This window comes from Paenarthrobacter sp. PH39-S1, from assembly GCF_030063245.1.
GTDB lineage: Bacteria > Actinomycetota > Actinomycetes > Actinomycetales > Micrococcaceae > Arthrobacter_M.
Genome location: NZ_JASISR010000010.1, coordinates 60,002 through 80,835, shown reverse-complemented (window position 1 = coordinate 80,835; position 20,834 = coordinate 60,002). Strand labels below are relative to the sequence as shown.

The 20,834-nt window shown below is 64.1% G+C and carries 13 protein-coding genes; 8 read left to right on the top strand and 5 right to left on the bottom strand.

Features of this window, described 5'->3' with window-relative positions; all coding sequences use genetic code 11:
* Positions 1–110: 110 nt before the first annotated feature.
* A complete protein-coding gene (cysC, locus tag QMG52_RS08455) occupies positions 111–1,469 on the bottom strand; it encodes an adenylyl-sulfate kinase (RefSeq protein ID WP_283559978.1) in 1,359 nt (452 codons plus the stop codon).
* Positions 1,466–2,428, bottom strand: a complete 963-nt coding sequence (locus tag QMG52_RS08450) for a sulfite exporter TauE/SafE family protein (RefSeq protein ID WP_283559977.1) — start codon at positions 2,426–2,428, stop codon at positions 1,466–1,468. Before QMG52_RS08450 ends, cysC begins: the two co-directional genes overlap by 4 nt.
* 434 nt (positions 2,429–2,862) lie before the next feature.
* Here QMG52_RS08450 and QMG52_RS08445 point away from each other — a divergent pair, with 434 nt between their 5' ends.
* The 6 genes from QMG52_RS08445 to QMG52_RS08420 all read left to right on the top strand — a co-directional run bounded on the left by QMG52_RS08445 (position 2,863) and on the right by QMG52_RS08420 (position 9,645).
* Positions 2,863–4,407: a sugar transferase gene (locus QMG52_RS08445; RefSeq protein ID WP_283559976.1), complete on the top strand. Its 1,545-nt coding sequence runs from the start codon at positions 2,863–2,865 to the stop codon at positions 4,405–4,407.
* 27 nt (positions 4,408–4,434) lie between these two features.
* Positions 4,435–5,244: a 3'(2'),5'-bisphosphate nucleotidase CysQ gene (locus tag QMG52_RS08440; RefSeq protein ID WP_283559975.1), complete on the top strand. Its 810-nt coding sequence runs from the start codon at positions 4,435–4,437 to the stop codon at positions 5,242–5,244.
* Between the two features lie 4 nt (positions 5,245–5,248).
* Positions 5,249–6,157 carry a sulfate adenylyltransferase subunit CysD gene (gene cysD / locus QMG52_RS08435; RefSeq protein WP_283560016.1) on the top strand — a complete coding sequence of 303 codons (909 nt, stop codon included), beginning with the start codon at positions 5,249–5,251 and terminating at the stop codon, positions 6,155–6,157.
* Positions 6,157–7,404, top strand: a complete 1,248-nt coding sequence (gene cysN / locus QMG52_RS08430) for a sulfate adenylyltransferase subunit CysN (RefSeq protein ID WP_283559974.1) — start codon at positions 6,157–6,159, stop codon at positions 7,402–7,404. The genes cysD and cysN overlap by 1 nt, the downstream gene beginning before the upstream one ends.
* Before the next feature lie 63 nt (positions 7,405–7,467).
* Positions 7,468–8,289: a WecB/TagA/CpsF family glycosyltransferase gene (locus tag QMG52_RS08425; protein ID WP_283559973.1), complete on the top strand. Its 822-nt coding sequence runs from the start codon at positions 7,468–7,470 to the stop codon at positions 8,287–8,289.
* A 78-nt stretch (positions 8,290–8,367) separates the two neighbouring features.
* Complete coding sequence (locus QMG52_RS08420; RefSeq protein WP_283559972.1) at positions 8,368–9,645, top strand: hypothetical protein; 1,278 nt, start codon at positions 8,368–8,370, stop codon at positions 9,643–9,645.
* 126 nt (positions 9,646–9,771) lie between these two features.
* Here QMG52_RS08420 and QMG52_RS08415 read toward each other — a convergent pair whose 3' ends face one another.
* From QMG52_RS08415 to QMG52_RS08405, 3 genes are all read right to left on the bottom strand, one after another.
* Entirely contained in the window at positions 9,772–10,947 is a 1,176-nt protein-coding gene (locus tag QMG52_RS08415; RefSeq protein WP_283559971.1) for an alkaline phosphatase family protein, read from the bottom strand.
* 47 nt (positions 10,948–10,994) lie between these two features.
* A complete protein-coding gene (locus QMG52_RS08410) occupies positions 10,995–12,482 on the bottom strand; it encodes a hypothetical protein (protein ID WP_283559970.1) in 1,488 nt (495 codons plus the stop codon).
* 171 nt (positions 12,483–12,653) lie between these two features.
* Entirely contained in the window at positions 12,654–13,634 is a 981-nt protein-coding gene (locus tag QMG52_RS08405; RefSeq protein WP_283559969.1) for a glycosyltransferase family 2 protein, read from the bottom strand.
* A 242-nt stretch (positions 13,635–13,876) separates the two neighbouring features.
* Here QMG52_RS08405 and QMG52_RS08400 point away from each other — a divergent pair, with 242 nt between their 5' ends.
* Positions 13,877–15,298, top strand: coding sequence for an O-antigen ligase family protein (locus tag QMG52_RS08400; protein WP_283559968.1), 1,422 nt, complete (start codon positions 13,877–13,879; stop codon positions 15,296–15,298).
* A 207-nt stretch (positions 15,299–15,505) separates the two neighbouring features.
* The gene (locus tag QMG52_RS08395; RefSeq protein WP_283559967.1) at positions 15,506–20,566 is read left to right on the top strand and encodes a PKD domain-containing protein; all 5,061 of its coding nucleotides are present in this window, start codon (positions 15,506–15,508) and stop codon (positions 20,564–20,566) included.
* Positions 20,567–20,834 lie beyond the last annotated feature (268 nt).

Genomic DNA, 20,834 nt, shown 5'->3' with positions numbered 1-20,834 from the left:
TCCGCAACCTGAGCCCTGTTCCCGTCGATATCACATCTGGCGCCCATGTCCCTCGGGGATATGGGCGCCAGGTGCGTCATCAATGCGGAGGTAACGAGGGGGCGACGGCGTCAGCGGGCTACGGTGAGCCGGGCACCGTCGAGCCTGCTGTCGGCGACTGCGGGGCATGGCTCTTGCATTGATCGCTCAGGTGTCGAGCGCTCCGGTTTTGCACGCAGGGCCAGTGCGTCCACGATCTGCTCCGCGGCCTCCTGGACGCCGGTGCACCAGGTATCGATGACGACGTCCGCATCCTCGGGTATTTCGTACGGTGAATCGATTCCGGTGAAGTCGGGCAGGTTGCCGGCCCGCGCCCGGGCGTACAGGCCCTTACGGTCCCGTTGTTCACATACCTGCAGCGGAGTGGAGACATGCACCAGCAGGAACGTCCCTGCATCCGCAGCCATGGCGCGGACCTCCTGACGGGTGGCATCAAACGGGGCGATCGGCGCACAGACGGCGATCCCCCCGGACCGGGCGATGAGTGAGGCAACCCAGCCAACGCGCCGGATATTGATCTCCCTGTCTTCTTTGCTGAACCCCAGCCCGGAGGACAGGAGCCGGCGGACATCGTCTCCGTCCAGCAACGTCACGGGCCGCCTGTCGCTGTGCTGCAGGTGGCCGGCCAGCGCGCGTGCGATGGTCGATTTCCCCGAACCGGAGAGCCCGGTCAGGAAGACCACGGCACCCATGCCAGGGACGCCAGCTTGCTGCGCCGGGACGCGGTCCGGCGTTTCCGCCAGTTCCGTGAAGTCCAGCAGCACGTCCGCGCCCAGATTCGCCAGAACATGCCCGCGCAGGAGACGGTCGTGCCGGTCCATCGCATCCACGGAGGTAGGCATAATCACCAGTCCGACCGAGGAATCCGGAAGCTGGGCAGCACATTGTTCAAGCGTGGTCATCAGACCCGTTACCGTGTAGCGGCCATGTGGCTGGGGTCCACAAACGGCGACGAACCAAATGTCCGCCTCTTCCCTCCTCGCTGTTGCAGCCGTCATGGCCATCTGCGCCGCCCGCGGTTGACCAGAAAAGGCGGCGAGAAGTGTCCTGCGCCCCGCCGGTTTTGGCAGCGGCTGCGTCAGCCGCAATCCTCTGGCCGGCGGGTGCTCGGCCGGGCGTAAGGGGACCAGCTCGCCGGCGAGGTTCATTACCGTGGCGGACAGGTGGGTGGAGTCGCTGATAGTGAGCCGGGCCAAGGGTGTTCCATCCGGATCGGAGAGGACTAGCGCTCCTTGGATCCGTGCCGTTTCGCCCAGCCCGACGGGCACCGCCAAGGTGAAGTTGTCAGGCCAGGAAGGTGGCGCCTGTCCCGGCAGGCAATAGCCATGCGCCGGCGCGAATAGCCCACCGAGCAGGAGCTCCAACTCGTCGAGTGCGGGTCCATCCAGGGCATGAACAGGTGTTGGGTCGGGACTGGTCCAGCTGGTCAATTTGATCTCCCGGTTTGTAAGGCATGGTCTGCGTTGACGGCCGCGCTGCGGCGTTGGCGGCTCTCGGTGACCGCCAGTGCCGGCAGACCGTTGAATCTGCGGATATACATCCACAGCACCGGTGCCACCATGAGAGCGGCGCCTAAAATAATTGCGGTCGGGACATTGCCCAATCCCAGCATTTTCAGTGCGGAGGCCAGCAGGACAAAGGCCAAGGCGCGCCGCACGAATCCGCCGGAGAGCCGGCTGGACAGTTGCGCTCCCAGATAGACGCCCGGGATGCTCCCCAGAACCAAGGGCAGGGTGAGGGCCAGATCCAGGTCACCAAAGACGGAGTGGCTCAACGCGGCAGCGGCCACCAGAGGTACGGCCTGGACCAGGTCCGTGCCCACCAGCTGGCTGGCCTTAAGCCCGGGATAAATCATCATCAGCCCAATGATGATGATGGAGCCCGAGCCTACCGACGTCATTCCGACGACGAGGCCGCCAATGGCGCCAAGCAGCACCGTCGGCAACGGCCGGGCCAGCACCGAAGGGCGGTCCTGGGGTGGCGTAGACCCCTGTCCGTTCCGACTGCGGGCCCGTTCCACCAGCCGCAGGAAAGAGCGCACCACCAGCAGCACGGCGGCCAGCAGCAGCGCGACGCCAAGGGCCAGTTTGACCCCTTCCTGGACCGCTTCACCGGGACCGAGCGCCTTGAGTACCAGCACCCCGCAAAACGCCGCGGGCACCGAGCCCAGAGCCAGCCATTTGACCAGGTCAAGATTGACCGTCTTACGGCGCAAATGGACAACGGAACCGATCGGCTTCATGACGGCGCTTGCCACCAGGTCGCTGGATACGGCGGCCAACGGAGGAACGCCGAAGATCAGCACCAGGACGGGAGTCATCAACGCCCCGCCGCCCATGCCGGTCAAGCCGACCACTATCGCCACGCCAAAGGCTGCGAATACCACCATTAAGTCCATAAGTGGAGATTTTGCCATTGCTCCGCGCGCGTGCACATGGGTAGTGATATGCGGTGGAGGAGTAGTCCGTCACGGCACCAAGTAGTCTCCTGCTTCAGCGGGGAGCGATACAAAGTACCCCAGCGCAAGACCACGTAGGCCCGGCTGAGAAGACGCGTAGGCGCTACTCGTGTGCGGCGCGATCGACGCCCATAGCGTTGAGGTATTCACTCAATCAACTACCGGGTACGAAGCAGGTCTCGAATTATGTGCTTACCTTCAACCTTCATCCTGCTTGTCCCTTCAGCTGCACCGCAGCTCCGCCCGCACAGTAATCTGCGGGCCCCCCATTCGGGGCCGATGGCGGTGGAGTCTTCTGAGACCAAGACTTCCCCCCAGCCGTCGTCGGCCTCCCCTTTTAGCAGCACCGGCTCCCGGCGCACCGCATGAGTCCCCTGGAGGACTCGGGTGCATTCGGCCTTGGGCTTGATCTCGCGGCGCCGGCACGCTACTACCCCGCCAGCCGGTCGGTGCGGTCCCGGGCAGGAGCCGCCACCGTCCGTTCGGGTGAGCAGTGGGCCACAAGGTATCACTTGCGGCTGTGCATCAGTGACGCCACGGTACTGACCAGCGTTGCCATCGGAGCGCAGATTGGCCGATTCGGGTTCGGAAACCCGGACGTCAGCGTGGGCCAGTTCGGAATCGGATACGGATTCCTCTCCTTGGGGATAGCAGCGGCCTGGATGCTGGCGCTGGGCATTTACGGCAGCCGGGACGCACGTGTGGTGGGGATCGGTTCGGACGAATACAAGCGGGTCATCAGCGCTACGACCACACTGCTTGGTCTGCTGGCCATCACGTTCCTGGTTTTTAAGATTGACATTGCCAGAGGCTACTTCGCCCTGGCCGTCCCGCTGGGCGTGGGCGGGCTGATAGCTTCGCGCTGGGCGCTGCGGAACTGGCTGATGCGGCAACGCGCCTTCGGCCACTATCTTTCCCGGGTCATAGTGTTGGGCCGCCACAAGGACGTCCGCTACGTCATCAACCAGATTCAGAAGAAATCCGGGGCCGCCTATCATGTCGTGGGCGCGGCCCTGCCCGGCAGTGACCCGCGGCTGAGCGTCGTCGTCGGCCCCACCGCCGTACCCGTCGTGTCCACCATTGATTCGGTGGTGGACGCCGTCCGCCGTTTCGAAGCGGACGCCGTCATCGTGGCCGGCCCGCTGAAGGGCGGCAGTGATTACATCCAGAAACTGGGCTGGCGGCTCGAAGAATCCAGAACCGAACTTGTCCTGGCCACCGGACTGACCAACGTGGCCGGACCCCGTATCCACTCCCGCCCGGTGGAGGGACTGCCGCTGATGCACGTGGAACTTCCGCAGTACGCGGGGGCAAAACATGTGGTCAAGCGCCTGCTGGATGTTGTTCTCTCCGGCTGCGCCTTGCTGGTTCTCGCTCCGCTTTTTCTGGTCCTCGCCGTGCTGATCCGCCGTGACAGTCCGGGACCGGTGCTTTTCCGCCAGGAACGGATCGGCCGGGCCGGGGAGAAGTTCGTGATGTTCAAATTCCGATCCATGGTCGTGACGGCGGAGGAGGAACTGGCCGGGCTGCTCGAGCGCAATGAGGGCGCCGGACTCCTCTTCAAGATGAAGGACGACCCGCGTGTGACGACCACCGGCGAATGGCTGCGAAGGTATTCGCTGGACGAACTTCCCCAGCTCTGGAACGTACTGCGCGGGGACATGAGCCTGGTCGGCCCCAGGCCACCTCTGCAGCGCGAGGTTGACGGATACAAGGATCGGGTCCACCGCCGCCTGTACATCAAACCGGGCCTGACGGGTATGTGGCAGATCAACGGCCGCTCCGCTCTGAACTGGCAGGACAGCGTCCGTCTGGACCTGTATTACGTCGAAAACTGGTCTCTCACCGGCGATCTCATTATTCTCTGGCGCACCGCAAGGATGCTCAAGAATCCTGTTGGCGCCTACTAACCGCAGCACCGAAAACCAGGGGGGAACATGTTATTACTCAAGCGGGACACCGTTCGCAGCGCAAAAATGTCCGACGACGATCTGGCCTGTGAGCTTGCAGAAGGTGCGGGAAAGGCACTCCTCGCGCTGCAGCGCCGCGAGCCGCATGATGGTAAGAATCCACTGGGAGTGGTGGGTGACAAGCGCTCGCAGGAATATCTGAGAAAAGCGCTCCAGCAGGCGCGGCCCGGGGACATGGTGCTCTCGGAGGAAGCAACAGACAACCCGGCGAGGCTGAACGCCGACCGGGTGTGGATCATCGACCCGTTGGACGGAACGCGGGAATTCTCCGAAGGACGGGGGGACTGGGCCGTCCATGTGGCGCTCTGGTCAGCGGGCGAGCTGGTCACCGGGGCGGTGGCATTGCCGCGACTGGACATGGTCTGCAGCTCCGCGCGGCCAGGCCAGGTGTCCGCACCGCATGCGCCGTTGCGGATGGCGGTTTCACGCAGCCGTGCGCCCGAACTCGCGGCCCAGGTGGCCGGACAAATCGGCGCCCAGCTGATTCCGATGGGATCGGCAGGATACAAGGTCTGCGCAGTGGCGAGCGGCGAAGTGGACATTTACCTGCACGACGGCGGCCAGTACGAATGGGATTCGGCGGCGCCTGTCGCGGTGGCCCGGGGTGCCGGACTGCATGCCAGCCGGATCGACGGGTCGCCATTGCGCTACAACCAACCTAATCCCTATTTACCCGATCTGCTGGTGTGCAGACCGGAACTGAGCGGGGCGCTGCTTCGGCTCATCGACGAGACCAGGCTGACCAGCAGCCGGTCGAAAGGAAACGCAGGTGAGTGACGTGATGGAGAGCCCCAGGCGGATTTTGTCGCAGCTCGAGGTATTGGAATCAGAGGCGATCTATATTATCCGGGAAGTTGTTGCCGAAATTGAGCGGCCGGCCCTGATGTTCTCCGGCGGCAAGGACTCCCTGGTCATGCTGCACCTGGCCAGGAAGGCGTTCGCCCCGGCGGCCGTGCCAATGGCCATCCTGCACGTGGACACTGGACATAATTTCCCGGAGGTGCTGGATTTCCGGGACAAGATCGTAGCGCAGTATTCGCTGAACCTGGTGGTGGGGTCCGTCCAGGATGCCATCGACCGGGGGACGGTCAAGGAAGAGCCCAACGGAACCCGCAACCGTACGCAGACGCCGGTGCTGCTGGAAACGGCGGAAAAGTACGGATTCAATGCACTGTTGGGCGGGGCGCGCCGGGATGAGGAAAAGGCGCGGGCCAAGGAACGCATATTCTCTTTCCGGGACGAGTTCGGCCAGTGGGATCCAAAAAAACAACGGCCGGAACTGTGGAATCTGTTCAACGCACGAGTGCATGTGGGGGAGAGCATCCGCGTCTTTCCGTTGTCCAATTGGACCGAGCTGGACATCTGGGAGTACATCGCGGCAGAGGGCATCGAGGTGCCGTCCATCTATTACGCCCACGAACGCGAGGTGTTCGAACGCAATGGCATGTTGTTCGCCGCCAACGAGTTCTGTCGGCCGATGGCCGCGGAGCCGACCTTCGTGGAGTCGGTCCGATACCGCACCGTCGGCGACGCCACGCTGACGGCAGCCGTCCGCTCCCAGGCGGACACCGTTGAGAAAGTCCTTGACGAAGTTGCCTCCACCCGCATCACCGAACGCGGCGCAACCCGCGGAGACGACCGCGTCAGCGAAGCAGCGATGGAAGACCGAAAGAAAGAAGGCTACTTCTAATGGACCTGCTCAGATTTGCGACAGCGGGGTCGGTCGACGACGGCAAGAGCACCCTTATCGGTCGTCTGCTCTATGATTCCAAATCCATATTCACAGATCAGCTTGAGGGCGTGGAGCGTGCCAGTCGCGAGATGGGGTCCGAATACACGGAACTGTCGCTGCTCACCGATGGGCTCCGGGCCGAACGGGAGCAGGGCATCACCATCGATGTTGCCTACAGGTATTTCGCCACGCCCGCACGCAAGTTCATCATCGCCGACACCCCGGGCCACATCCAATACACGCGCAACATGGTGACGGGTGCGTCCACCGCAGATCTGGCCATCGTGCTGGTTGACGCCCGCAAGGGACTGGTGGAGCAAAGCCGCCGCCATGCCTTCCTGGTCTCACTGCTGCAGGTCCCGCACCTCGTGCTGGCCGTCAACAAAATGGATCTGGTGGGGTACTCCCGGGAAGTATATGAGAACATCCGGCGGGAATTTACCGAATTTGCGGCCAAGCTGCAGATAGCAGATCTGACGGTTATTCCGGTATCTGCGCTGCACGGCGACAACGTCGTGGACCGCTCGGAGAACATGCCCTGGTATGAGGGCGCCGCGCTGCTCAATCACCTGGAAAACGTGTACATCGCCAGTGACCGGAACCTGGTGGACGGGCGCTTTCCCGTCCAGCATGTGATCCGGCCGCATTCCAGCCAATTTCATGATTACCGCGGATACGCCGGGAAAATCGCCGGCGGAGTGATGCGCACGGGAGACGAAGTCATCGTCCTGCCCAGCGGGCTGCCGAGCCGGATCAGCTCCATTGAAACCGCTGATGGCCCGGTGGACGAGGCGTTTGCGCCGATGTCCGTCACGGTCCGGTTGGAAGACGACATTGACATTTCCCGCGGCGACATGATCTGCCGCCCGAATAACCAACCCAGAATCACCCAGGACATCGACGCGATGGTGGCTTGGATGAGTGATGAACCCATGCGGCCCGGTCAAAAACTTGCCCTCAAACACACCACCCGCAACACCCGGGCCCTGGTGAAATCGGTCCAGTACGAGCTTGATGTGAATACGCTGCACCGCAACGAATCCTGTGCGGAGCTCAAGCTCAATTCCATCGGGCGGGTACGGCTTCGCACCACGACACCACTGCTGACCGATGAGTACCGGCGCAACCGTGAAACGGGCGGTTTCGTCCTGATCGACGAACACACCAACAACACCGTCGGTGCCGGCATGATCGTGCACGCCTAGGGGACACTCCCTAAGTTTGTACACGCTCGAATTTGGCACCATATCGAAGCAGGGGGCAGCACCATGGTGAAAGTAATATCCACATCCCGCGTCATTCTCGGCGGCGCGGAGGTGGACCTGATGTCCTTTGACGCCGCCGTGGACATGGTGTCCGACCGGGCTGCTGTTCCGGGCCCTCTGCCGATGGCGGTCGTCTCGGTCAATCTGGACCACATCAAGCACTTCGGTGCCGGCGGCACGCTCAACCTGGGAACCGGAGACGGAGGGACCCGCGCCAGTGCCGGACCGGCCGACCAGCCGGCGGTCCAGTGGCTCAGCCTCCTGGACGGCGCGCCGCTGGTCGCGCAGGCCAAACGGATGACGGGGCAGAACTGGCCCCGACTGGCCGGCAGCGACCTCATCGAACCACTGCTGGATCGGGCGGCCACGCGGGGCCTTCGGGTTGGATTTCTGGGCGGGACCGAGGAAACCCATGAACTCCTCAAAGGCAAACTCGCGGCTATCCGCCCCGATTTGGTGGTCGCCGGATGGTGGGCGCCTGCCCGTTCCGAGCTCTCCGATCCGCAGGCCTGTCGGCGCTTCGCCGAGGAGATTTCGCACGCGGGGGTGGACATCCTGGTGGTCGGATTAGGAAAGCCGCGGCAGGAAGTGTGGATCAGCCAGTACGGGGCCTTGACAGGCGCCCGCGTCCTGCTGGCCTTCGGTGCCGCGGTTGATTTTCTCGCCGGTCGTGTGGCGCGGGCCCCCCAATGGGTCAGCGGCCACGGTCTCGAGTGGGTCTGGCGGCTGGTGCACGAACCCCGCAGGCTGGCCCGTCGCTACCTGGCCGACGGGCCGCCCGCTTACGGCCGGCTTCGGCTGAACAGCTCAATCCCCGCTCCGTAACAGCGCCGCCGAAGTTTGGTCCCGGCCACGGAGTCAGCCACCCGCAACACAAGGCCGCCGATCCGGCAGGAGAAGAAAATGCAGAAAATGCAAGGCACGGAACGGATTATCACAGGCGCCGGCGGAACACCGCTGGATTCTTTGGTGGAACAGCTGTGGTCCACACCCGTCCGGACCGGGCAGGCGCGCGTCGTCGTCGATGCGGCGCCGAACAGCCACTGGGCGGATGCGGAGACGTATTGGGTCCTGCCGTCGCCCGCGAAGGCACGCCTGCTGATACCGCGCCGCAATCCCCGGGTCACAGCGGCAGCACTGAGGAGCTATCGCGCACTGCGGCCACCGAAGGTCCGGTGGGCGCGGAACGCCTTGGGCCTGGTCGCCAGAGCGGGGCTGCCGCCGGCGTTGCACACGCTTTCCGTTCAAAGGCCCGTGGTGGCCGGATCACCACGGGCAGAAGCTTGCCTGCCGTTGGAGGAAATCACCTCCTGCCTGCAACTGGGTCCGCTGTCCGCGGCCATAGGGATCCGGCTGGGCGACAACCGCAAGCCGACGTTGCAGCTTTTCGACGGCGACGGCCGGCCGGCCGGTTACGCGAAGCTGGCGTGGAATGAGACAAGCCGCGAGTACATCCAGACGGAGGAAGTCGCCCTGACAGCGTTGGCGACCGCTTCCGGCCCGACCCGAGTTCCCCGACTTCTGGGTACCGGAAAGTGGGACGGATTTCCGTACCTGATCACCGAACCGCTGCCGGAGAACGTCAGAGCGGTCCGCGGAAACGTCGGCCGACCTACGCCGGCGGAGATGTTTGCGCTCACCCCGGTGGAGCGCATTGGGACCGTATCGTCGACCGGTCACTTCCGCGCGCTGAGTCAACGCCTGAGAGCTCTTCCCGACGGTGCGGAGCAGGCGCTGCGGGCAGCGGCAACACAGACCGAGCGTATGGTTCTGGCCAGGGACGCCACCCTTCCCATCACCCGCCGCTGGCACGGCGACCTGGTGCCGTGGAATGCCGCACGCGAACCCGGGGGACAATTGTGGTGCTGGGACTGGGAATCGGCGGAGCCGGATGCCATCGCGGGACTCGACGCTCTGCATTGGGCGATCAGTGTCCGCAGAGAAGCAGGAACCGGCACGGTGGCAGGAAACCTGGCGCGTTCGCTTGAGGATTCGGCGCTGTACCTGCGGGCCGCCGGTGTACCGAAGTCGGCGGAGGGCGATCTCGCTGCCGTGTACGCGCTGGTGGTCGCCGAGCGTGCCTGGACGCTTGCCGTGCACAACGGCGGCTGGCCCTCCTCCTGGATCTCGCAGCAGGACCTGATGGACGTTCTTGCTGCGGCCCGGACGCTCATGCGCTGACCCGATTACCTGCACGGCAGGCAGTGCAACGCTGACGTCAGCCCGTTGCGCTGGCAGCGCTGCCTGGGCTGCCTTGCGCTGCTGACGCTGTCTTGCGCTTCGTCCGTCGCGGTGCATGGGGGACCGTCAGGGTACCGAATTGTAGACGTCAGTGCCGAACCGGTGTTGTCCAAAAGCTCCCGCATAACCGAGGTAGGGGAGCGAGAAAATGTCTTCTATGCTGGCCAGCAGGCCGTAGTGGTTATAGACCGTGTCCGAGGTGGTGCCACCCTTGATGTGCGGTGAGAGCACCAGCGCGCCCACCAGGCCGCCGCCGATGCCGCCGGGCACGGTGGCGACCGGGGTCGAACTGGCCGTGCAGCAGGTATAGGCATCCGGATCCACGATGTCCTTTTCATCGGATTCGTCAAAGGTTATGACCAGGACACCGTCCTGTCGGAACGCGGGGGAGTCGGTGATCCGGGGAACCCACTGTTTGAGCCAGGTGTCGATGGCCTGGAGACCGCCGGCGCGGCCATCCACGCACGGTTTGTCGTGGCCGTCGCTGCACAGGTTCGGCGTGATATAGGACAGGTTGGGGGTTGTCGCGGCGGAGGCCAGATCGCCGGTCAGTGCATCGAGATCAACAACGTTGGCGGCACATTGCGGTGACCCCGTGATCCCGGCGAAATAGACGAAAGGGTTATGGCGGGCGGCATATTGGTCCCCCACCACGGCCTTCTTCGTGTCGTCCGCCGCACCCAGCTCGGGGTGCCGGCAGGGGGTTTTCATATCCTCCATATACCCCTTCCAGGTCTTCCCGGCTGAGGTAAGCTGGTCGGCCACGGTGGGAACGGCTGCGGGGTAGACGCATCCGGTGCCGACCCATTGACCCGGCGGCACGGTGCCGGTGTCAGCGAATTTGGAATATACGGCGCAGTCCTTGAGCGTTCGGGTGTTGGGGGCCTGGCCCGAAATCTGCGCGATGTAATTAGGCAACGAACTGTGGGCGATCGAATAGTAGGACGACAGCAGCACGCCCTGGCTGCGGAGTGTTTGGGAAAGATATGGGGCGCCGGAATCCGATCCCCAGACCCGGCTGTAGCCCTTGTTCTCCAGATTGATCACAAAGACGTGGTTAATCCCGCTGGACGGAGCCGGTGGGGCTACCGATGCCGCGGGAGCTGAACCTACCCGGCCGGCCGCCAGCGGAACAAGAGCCAGCAGCACGAGGACAATTGCCGCCGACAGTGCGATCCGGAAGGACAGCATCGAACTGCCGGGATTCCCAGCCACTGTCTGTTCCGCGCTTCTATCGCTCATCGGTGCAGCCCCCATCTGTGTTCCCCATGCGGATCAACGCTGGCACCTCAGCGCCGGGCAGAAACCGCATCCCGGCCCGGGACCTCCAGCGTTGCGGGGTGTGATGTCTCGTGGGTATCAGTGATGGTCCTGCCACGCTGCAGCAGGACGACGCCGAGCAGGACGGCACCTACCTCGTCCAGTTGCGCCGCTCCGGCAGCCAGGTCATCCGCGCGGCTGCGCAGCCGTTCCGCGACCATCACGCCCGCTCCCGCCAGCCTTCCGGCGGCCAGCCGGCTGGCGTATGGAGCATCGGCGGGCAGCGCCAGGATAATGACCGTTCCCGGCTTGCGGCCCGCCGTCCGACGGCGCACAACTCCCGTCACCAAATCATCGGCTCCGTCATGGGTCCCCGTCCGGTCCGGCCTGGTGACCTTCAGATGCGGGATCCGCAGCGACCCCAGAATCTCGGCTTCTTCGTCCGAGTCGGTGGTGTCAGGGACCAACTGGAGCCCATCGCGCAGCAGTGTCATGTACTTTTCCGATGTCCCCATGACAACGAGTTCGACGTCGGCCCCGGTCTGCGCCATGACGACGGCTAGATTCGGGGCAACGTCCGAGAGCCCGCCCTGGGTGGCGTCAATGACGGTGAGGGCCTCCAGACTTGTCCCGGCGGACGCAAGCATCCGCTCACGGATCATCCGGAACTCGTTCACGTCATCGCCGCGTGCCGGGATAGTGCCCCTGGATCCGTCCAATTCCGCGAGTACGGGACCTGCACCGACCAATCCGACGTCATAGCCGTCCAAAATCCTCCGGTTGAAGGCGTTCCGGATGAAGGCAAGAATGACACCCAGCACCAGGCCGACCAGCAGACCGGATGCCAGAAACGTTGATGTCTGCGGCTGGACCGAGACAGGATTTTCCGCCGCCGGGGTCAGAACCGAGCCGCCCGTCGTGTCGATGGCAGTGAGCTGGTTGATTTGATACTCCACGCTGGAGATACGCCCGCTCAGGGCCGACCGGTCCGCCAGTGCCGTCGCGCCCAACACCGCGTTCAGCGAGGTCAGCTGTTGTTGGAGCTGGTTGATCATCTTCGTCTTGCGGGCGTCCGCTTCGCTCTGCCTATACAGCAAATAAGAATTGGCGAGCGCATCCGCACCAGCCCGCGCGCGTTCAGCCGAGGAGGACGTATAAGAGATCCGCACGGTCGTGGCGTTAAGACCAGCGGTCACGCTCACGCCGTCGCGCAAAGCGGCAGCATCGTCACCGCCCTGGAGCGTCTGCGCAGCATTATGCGCTACGACGTAGGAACTGGCCAGCTGATCTTCGGTCGCGGCATCAAGCAATCCGGACGCCGGACGGGAGGGGTTGAACGGATCGGAAACAATCACGTTAACATTCACCAGCGTCGAAGCCATGACTCTGCTGGGTACCAGATAGAGGAATGCGACGACTGCCAGTACGCCCAACAGCGCCATGGCAACAATGATCTTCCATTGCCTTTTCAAAACTACAACATAGTGGCCGATACCCACCGAAGGTTTCTCATTCATGCCATCCTCATTCTGCCGCTGACCGAAGTCAGGAATTTCCCCAGCTAAAACTCATTTCCAGCTTTCAGAGCTGTACTGCTACGAGACTATGGCCCAGATCTCCGAGGAAGGTCCTCGTGAGGCAAAAAGTGGCCGTGTTGTAATCTGTCGCCCTGACCTTTGCGCAATTGTTCAGATCCCGTGCCCGCGTCGCTGCAGGGCATCCAGGACACGTTTGTCCGAAACAACCCCCGTCGCTACGGCCAACGCCAGAACCGCTCTGGGCTCGCGCCAGTTGGCGCGTATTGAGCGTCCCGCCCATCGCAGGGCAGCGCGCCGTTGTCCCAGCGCCGCATGACCAAAGGCAAGCTGACCATACACCCTGCCGGCACCAACGCCGTTCGTGCGAATGTCCTGGTGATGATCGAGCATCCACTGATGGGCGACGTTCTTTACCTCCCATTGCTGGTAAAAGTACGAGGAACCGCCCCATAGGACGCGGATGAGCGGCTGGTCGACGTTCACTATGGCCCCGTGGCGGGTGGCCCGCAGGAGCAGATCCCAGTCCTCGCACATGCTGTTCGGAATCGTCTCGTCAACCATGCCAATTCCGATCAAAGCCTCACGGTCGGCCAAAAATGACGAGGAATGGACCATGGACATCCTGGATCGGAGCAGGTCCTCGTGCCGAATGGCTTTTGAACCGGCCAGACGGACCGCCGTATGAGCACCGTAATCGACCACCATTGCCGTGGAGGCGAATGCAGCCCCCGGCACCTGCAGCAGGGCGATGGTCTGCAGCCGCAGCTTGCCCGGAAGCCAACTGTCGTCGTCGTCGCAAAAGGCTACCAATTGCGTGACCGAACTGACAATGCCCGTGTTGCGTGCACCCGCCAGACCCGGGGTCCTGGAGTTTTCCTGCACCCGGACCTCCCGGAACGGATCCTGCCGCACTAGACCGAAATCCAATGCGCAGCGGTCATGGACCACGTGTACGGTGATGGGGCCAGGATAGTCCTGGGTCAGGATCGAATCCAGCGCCCGGCGCATGAGCTCGGGGCGGTTATGCGTCACCAGAACCACGCCGACATGCGGCAATTGCGGCCCAGATACGCCGGCGGGAATGTCGGTCTCCGACGGGCTGTGCCCCCCGGCATCAGCGTTGCTGCTCACAATTCCCCCTTCCATCAAGATGATATTGGGGCGAGCCTAGCAGCGAAATAGTTTCCTGCCTCCGGGTAGCGGATGGGCCTGGCCGCGTAGCGGATCGGCCCGTCCGGGTAGCGGAAACGACGTGCCGGGGCGCCCGGTAGGACATGGAGCGGCCTTTCGTCCAGGATGTGGGTACAATGCGAACAATGGAACCCGGGCTGTGCTTTGCTCACCGGGCTGGTCTCGTTACCTTGAGGATACAGATGGCTGTTCAGCCGCGGGCCAAAGCCCGGCCCCATGCTCATCGTTATGCTCCGGCGGCTGCCGGCCGGAACGACGGCGGCGAACGCCGTGCCCGACGGCTCCGGACTGAGCACCTGCCCGGCTGGCCCGTTCTGGTCGCCTTCGCCGGTTTTCCGTTGTGGTGGCTCCTGGGCCTGGGCGACATGGCATGGCCGGTCTTCGCCGCGGTCATGGTGTATGTTCTGGCGCGGTTCTCAAAGGTGAAAGCCCCACGCGGGCTCGGCGTCTGGCTGCTGTTTATGCTGTGGATGCTCTGCTCCCTGATCCAGATCGATGAGCCAATCCGGATTGTCGGCTTTTTCTACCGTTACGGGCTGTATTTGGCCGCGACGATCGTGTTTGTCTACGTCTACAATGCACGCCACTCACTCAGCGAACGCAAGATATTCGGCGTTCTGACGATATTCTGGCTGGCGGTGGTGGTCGGCGGTTATGCGGGACTTGCGTTCCCGGTCTTTGAACTCAAGACACCGCTGGCGTATGTGTTTCCGCAGGTGCTGCTGGACAATTCCTATGTGCATGACATGGCTTTCAGACGGCTGACCCAGTTCAACCCCGACCCGAACGCCTACGTCATTGCTGCTCCAAGACCCAGCGCCCCGTTCCTGTACGCGAACGGCTGGGGGAACGTGTACTCGCTGCTCACGCCCGTGGTCATCGCTTACGCATCAATGGTCCGGCGGGAGCGGAAATTCTGGCTGCTGGTGCTGGCCCTGCCGATATCATTCGTTCCCGCCTTCCTGACGTTGAACCGAGGCATGTTCCTCGGTCTCGGAGTGGCGCTGGTGTATATCGGCATCCGGGCCGCTCTGCAAGGCCATGGCAAGATCATTATGGCCATTATCGGCATTACTGCCATTGCGGGCATCGCTGTCAACGTCCTTCCCGTTCAGGAACGTCTGGATCAACGCACGGCCAAGGTCGAAAGCATCGTTGACCGTGGAAATCTGTATGTCGAAACTTTTGACAGGACGCTGGAATCGCCCGTGTTCGGGTATGGTGCCCCGCGGCCTTCCGAACGGGCGGGACAGCCCTCAGTAGGGACCCAGGGGCAGATTTGGATGGTGATGTTTTCCCATGGGTTCGTCGGTCTGGGTCTGTTCCTGGGCTGGCTGGTGATGCTGTTTCTTAAGACAATGCGCCGCACGGACGTGGTCGGCCTGGTCTGCAACACGATCATCCTTGTGTCCCTGGTCGAGGTGTTCTATTACGGCATTCTCGGCGCTGGGCTGGTGATAGTGATGGTTGCCGGTGCCTTGGCCCTGCGGAACGATCCGGCCGGTCAGGTGGCGGCGCAGTTTCCTGCCCGGGTTAAGCCAGAACGCGCACCATGGGGCAGGCCCGTCGTCCCGGGCAGGTACCCCCGAAACGGAAACGCGTAGGGCAGGCCATAAGTCGGGTACGCTTACCGGCCGATTCTGCTTCTCATCCCTTGGTGCCGGACATACTCTTACCTCATTCTGCAGTTTTGCAGGATGACGGTCTTGGAGTGAACATATCGATTGGGCGCTCCGCAATACTTCTGAGGGGTCCCTGTGTCGAGGGTTCATATCGTTTCCAGAGTTCTCGGTTTGTTGGTTACAGCTGCTGTGGCTTTTTCCGCTCTGGTGGCGATCGCCGCCCCCGTATCCGCAGCATCCGCCGTCCGCGACGGCTCCACCGCTGCATCGGCCGCCGCGTCCTGCTGGGAGATCAAACAGGACAATGCTTCGGCGCAGGACGGGACCTACTGGCTGCTGACACCGGCCATGAACGCGCCGGGCCAGTTTTACTGTGACATGACCACCGATGGCGGCGGCTGGGTGCTGGTCGGTAAGGGCCGCGAAGGATGGACAGAGGCCAACCGGGGGACCGGCTCGCAGACCGCGCTGCGGACCGCGGGCCTGAGCCCCATGTCCGGCGCCACCAGCCAGCTTCCGGCGACCGCCATCGACGGCCTGCTCAACAACGGCCGGGTTGATGCGCTCTCGGACGGCATCCGGCTCAAGCGGGCCACCAACGCCGATGGCTCCGCCTGGCAGGAATCCAGGTTCAACACCAATAAGGGTGACCGCTGGGTATGGACCTTCGGGGCCGAGCATCAGGTCGCGTGGTATTCCTTTGACGGCGTCCGCGGCGGCGGCGGCCTGACCTCCAACTTCGGCCCTGACAACGCCTATCGGCAGATCAATGCCTCCGAGCTCAGCGCACAGGGGTACAGAATCGGTTTCGCCTACGGCAGTGCCGTTACGGGGACCAGCAGCAGCACCAGCTATCTGTGGTCGGCCACGGACGGCTTGGGCAATGCGATGCCCTACACCGAAATGTACCTGCGGCCACAGATCCGTTCCCTGGACGCAGGCTTCACCCGGATCGCGGACGGCGGAACCGCGGTCAAGACCAACACCGCCGTCGCGAACTCGCTGGCCCTCGACAGCCCGTGGGGCGTCTCCGGTCCCAAGACCCCCACCAAGGAAGGCGATGTGGAGGTTCAGGCCTTCGCGCAAAGCGGCAATGTGATGTATGTGGGAGGTAACTTCACGTCGGTGCAGCGCAGTGCCACCGCCACCGGGGCAGACAAAGTGTCCCAGTCGTTCCTGGCAGCCTTCGACGTGAACACGGGGGAGCTCATGCGCGGCTTCACGCCGGTGCTCAACGCGCCGGTTCAGGCGCTTGCGGCGCTGCCCAATGGAAATATAGTGGCCGCCGGTATCTTCACCCAGGCCAACGGCGCGCCCGCTTCCGCAATTGTGGCGCTGAATCCGGCCACGGGGGCAACAGTGGGCAACTGGGCCCTGAAGGTGGAAAACCGGACGACCAACGGTGTACTGCGCGTCAGTTCCCTCTCCATCAACGGCAACTGGCTCTACCTGGGCGGGGCCTTCACTCACCTTTCGGGCGGTACCAATCCGAACTCACCCGTCTATGCCAAAGGCGCCGCGCGGGTCGCAGTGGCGGATGGTACGCCGGGGACCGGCTGGAACCCCGACTTCAATGGCACCGTGGTGGCGATAGACGCCGCCGACGACGGCAGCCGACTGTATGCGGCAGGCTATTTCACCACCTCGGGCACCGCACCGGCCCTCAAAGCCGCCGCGGTGCAATCTGCTGCCGGCGCGCCCCTGGCCACGCCCGCGTGGACGCCCACTTTCAGCAACAGCAACAATTATCAGCAGACCATCGGCCAGGTGGGGGACCGGGTCTGGCTCGGCGGCTCCGAGCACAGCTTCTTCAGTTACTCGACCAGCAGTTTCGACCTCCTCTCCGGCAACATCGGCAAAAACCACGGCGATTTCCAGGCCATGTCCGTTAGCCGGACAGGTGTGATCTACGCCGGCTCGCATGGCCATGACTGGGTCTACTCCAATGCCTTCAGCTGGCCGAACGTGGGGACCGGCTGGACGGAAGCGGACTCTTTTGAGTGGATAGGAGCCTGGGACGCGGCAACCGGCAACCTCATTCCCGGTTTTACTCCCAGCATGAAGTTCCGGTTGGGGCAGGGCGTCTGGGCCACCACGGTGGACAGCAACGGCACCATGTGGACCGGTGGCGACATGACCACGGTGGCCACCTCCACCTCCGCGGGTCGCTGGGCGGGGGGCTTTGCCCGGTTCCCGCAGCTTGACGCGGTGGCGCCTACGACGCCGTCGAACGTGGTTCCTTCCGCCGATGGACCCACCACCGTCAAACTCGCCTGGGGGGCATCCAGCGACAGCAGCGGCACCGTCTCCTACCAGATCCTGCGCAACGACAGGGTGGTTGCGACCACCTACGCCACCAGTGCGGTGCTCCCCAAGGGCGGCGAAAACCGCTACTTCGTCCGCGCGGTGGACGCGGCCGGGAATCTCTCCGCCAGCTCGCCGGTCATCACGGCAAGCGGGGCGAATCTGCCACCCACGGCGGCGTTCACCTCCAAGGTCACCGGCCTCACGGCAACGTTTGACGCTGCCGGCTCCACCGACGATGGCACCATCGCCAGCTACGCGTGGGACTTTGGTGACGGCACCACCGGTTCCGGGGCCACGGCCTCGCATCCCTATGCCGCGGCCGGGACCTACGCCGCGCGGTTGGTCGTGACGGACAACGGCGGCGAAAAAGCGGCCGTGACGCATGAGGTCAGCATGGTCCAGCCGGCCCCCACGGACGGCTACGGCGCGGCTGTCTACGGTGACAGCCCAACCTTTTACTACCGTCTTGGTGAATCAACGGGCTCCACGGCCAATGACGCCGGTGTCTCGGCCAGCCCCGGAACCTATTCCGGCACGGTGACCCAGGGTGTCGCCGGCGCGCTGCCCGGCGTAGCGGATACCGCGGCCACCTTCGACGGCAGCTCCGGCCTGGTCAGCAGCCGGAAGAGCTACGACAACCCGTCCACCTATTCGCTGGAGCTGTGGTTCAACACCACCACCACCCGCGGCGGAAAGCTGATCGGCTTCGGGGATCAGGCCACCGCGCAGTCCAACAACTACGACCGGCATGTGTACATGCAGGACGACGGCAAACTGGTCTTCGGCACGTGGACCGGCACCGGCAACGTCATCACCACCCCCAGCGCCTACAATGACGGCAAATGGCATCAGATGGTGGCCACGCAGTCCGGCGCGGGCATGGTGCTGTATGTGGACGGCGTCCAGACGGGAACCAATCCGCAGAAGGGCGCGCAGGCCTACACCGGTTACTGGCGGATCGGCGGGGACACCACCTGGGGCTCCTCCAGTCCCTACTTTGCCGGCACTCTTGATGAGGCGGCCGTGTACCCGGCGGCCCTGACATCCGGACAGGTGGCGAAGCACTACCAGTTGGGGACCTCGGCCCCGGTGGCCAACCAGCCGCCGTCGGCCGCGTTCACGGCCGCGGTGCAGGATCTGCACGTGGCGGTGGACGGGTCCGGGTCCGCCGATCCCGACGGCACCATTGCCGCGTTCGCGTGGAAATTCGGCGACGGTTCCACGGCCGTCGGGGCGACCGCCGGGCACGACTACGCGGCAGCGGGCAGCTATGACGTCACGCTGACGGTCACCGACAACCAGGGGGCCACGGCGATCAAAACCGAGCGGATCACCGTCACGGCCCCGCCGGCGGCGAACCAGCCACCGGCCGCATCGTTCACGGTAACCGTGGCGGATCTCAACGTGGCGCTGGACGGCTCTGGTTCCACCGACGCCGACGGGAGCGTAGCGTCCTACGCGTGGGACTTTGGCGACGGCGGTACTGCTGCCGGCGCAACGGCCACGCACAGCTACGCCGCGGCCGGCACCTACACGGTGACGCTGACGGTCACCGATGACAAGGGTGCCACGGGCGTGAAAACCGCCCCCGTGACGGTCACCGCGCCATCCAGTGGGTCGGTGGATGTGGTGCTGGTACCGGCCAAATCCAGCTGGGCCTGGCGGTACGAGACAACGGCTTCGGCCGCCGCGTGGAAGAGCCCGGGCTTTGACTCATCATCCTGGAAAACCGGCTCCGGAGTGCTCGGATTCGGTACGGCGGGGCTGGCAACCAACGTCGACGTCGCCGGTCCGACCAGCGGGCGGCCGCTGGCGGCCTATTTCCTCCGCCAGTTCACCGTTGACTCCGCCGCCAAGGTGCAGAAGCTGCGCCTGAGCACCGTGGCCGACGACGGCGTGGTGGTGTACGTCAACGGGACCGAGGTGGGGCGCAGCAACATGCCGGCGGGAGCGGTGACCTTCAACAGCTACGCGGCCTCGGCGCCGAACACCACCGTAGCCAATGCCAATCCGGTGACCGTGGACGTCCCGGTTTCACTTTTGACCGACGGCGTCAATACCATCGCGGCGGAAACGCATGTCAACTACCGCGCCACCAAGGACCTGAGCTTTGACCTGAGCGCCACCGCCACGGTGGGGGACGCCCCGGGTCCGGTGGAGAACCAGGCCCCGGTGGCCAAGTTCACCACAACCGTGAAGGGACTGGGTATTACCGCGGACGGGTCGACGTCCACCGACCCCGACGGCACCATTGCCGCCTATGCCTGGAACTTCGGTGATCAGGGTTCGGCCACCGGGGTGAACGCGCAGCACACGTACGCGGCGGCCGGCACTTACACGGTGTCCCTGACCGTGACGGACAATAAGGGCGCCACCTCGGTGACCACGGCACCGGTGACGGTGGCAGCGCCGACCGGTCCGGTGGATATTGTGGTGGTCCCGGCCAAGTCATCGTGGAGCTGGCGCTACAGCGCGGGGGCTCCCGACGCAGCCTGGAAGAACCGCGGATTTGACGCCTCCGCCTGGCCGGTAGGCGCCGGAACGCTGGGCTTCGGGTCAGCGGGGCTGGGCACCAATATCGACGTGGCCGGGGCGCCCAGCACACGTCCGCTGGCAGCGTACTTCGTCGGCCAATTCAACGTCGATTCGGCCGCGCAGCTGGCCAAATTGACGCTGAAGACCGCAGCCGACGACGGCGTCGTCGTGTACGTCAACGGAACCGAGGTGGGCCGCAACAACATGCCCGCCGGGCCGGCGACCTTCGGCACGTATGCCGTGACCGCCATCCGCTCCGCGACGGCGGCAGCGAATCCGCTCACGATCGACGTGCCGACGTCGCTGCTGGTGGACGGGATCAACACCATAGCGGTGGAGACGCACGTGAACTACCGCGCCACCGCCGACATGGGCTTTGACCTGAACGCGGTGGCAACCACCAAATAGCCGGTACCGGACCTCCGGAGGGTGCTTGAGGGTGGTGCGTGAGGGCGGGAGCGTCCGGCGGAAAAGCCGGCCGCTCCCGCCGCTACTTCCGGAGCAGGTAGTGTCCGGTTTTTAACGCGTAGCGGCACCCCAAAGACGGGTAACGGACACGGCGGAATGCTCTTTTCAGCGGCTCCCTCGGGGACGTACTCTTCATTCGTCGGCGATGTCCACTGGGGGATGTCATGGGGGGCTTTGGCAGACAAACGCCGGGTCTCCAGGTACCCGT

Excerpts from the sequence above, each read along its gene's own strand:
- QMG52_RS08400 (WP_283559968.1), top strand. The coding sequence starts at position 13,877 with ATGGCTGTTCAGCCGCGGGCCAAAGCCCGGCCCCATGCTCATCGTTAT.
- QMG52_RS08445 (WP_283559976.1), top strand. The coding sequence starts at position 2,863 with ATGAGTCCCCTGGAGGACTCGGGTGCATTCGGCCTTGGGCTTGATCTC.
- QMG52_RS08450 (WP_283559977.1), bottom strand. The coding sequence starts at position 2,428 with ATGGTGGTATTCGCAGCCTTTGGCGTGGCGATAGTGGTCGGCTTGACC.
- QMG52_RS08420 (WP_283559972.1), top strand. The coding sequence starts at position 8,368 with ATGCAGAAAATGCAAGGCACGGAACGGATTATCACAGGCGCCGGCGGA.
- QMG52_RS08410 (WP_283559970.1), bottom strand. The coding sequence starts at position 12,482 with ATGAATGAGAAACCTTCGGTGGGTATCGGCCACTATGTTGTAGTTTTG.
- QMG52_RS08440 (WP_283559975.1), top strand. The coding sequence starts at position 4,435 with ATGTTATTACTCAAGCGGGACACCGTTCGCAGCGCAAAAATGTCCGAC.
- QMG52_RS08425 (WP_283559973.1), top strand. The coding sequence starts at position 7,468 with ATGGTGAAAGTAATATCCACATCCCGCGTCATTCTCGGCGGCGCGGAG.
- QMG52_RS08415 (WP_283559971.1), bottom strand. The coding sequence starts at position 10,947 with ATGAGCGATAGAAGCGCGGAACAGACAGTGGCTGGGAATCCCGGCAGT.
- cysD (WP_283560016.1), top strand. The coding sequence starts at position 5,249 with ATGGAGAGCCCCAGGCGGATTTTGTCGCAGCTCGAGGTATTGGAATCA.
- cysN (WP_283559974.1), top strand. The coding sequence starts at position 6,157 with ATGGACCTGCTCAGATTTGCGACAGCGGGGTCGGTCGACGACGGCAAG.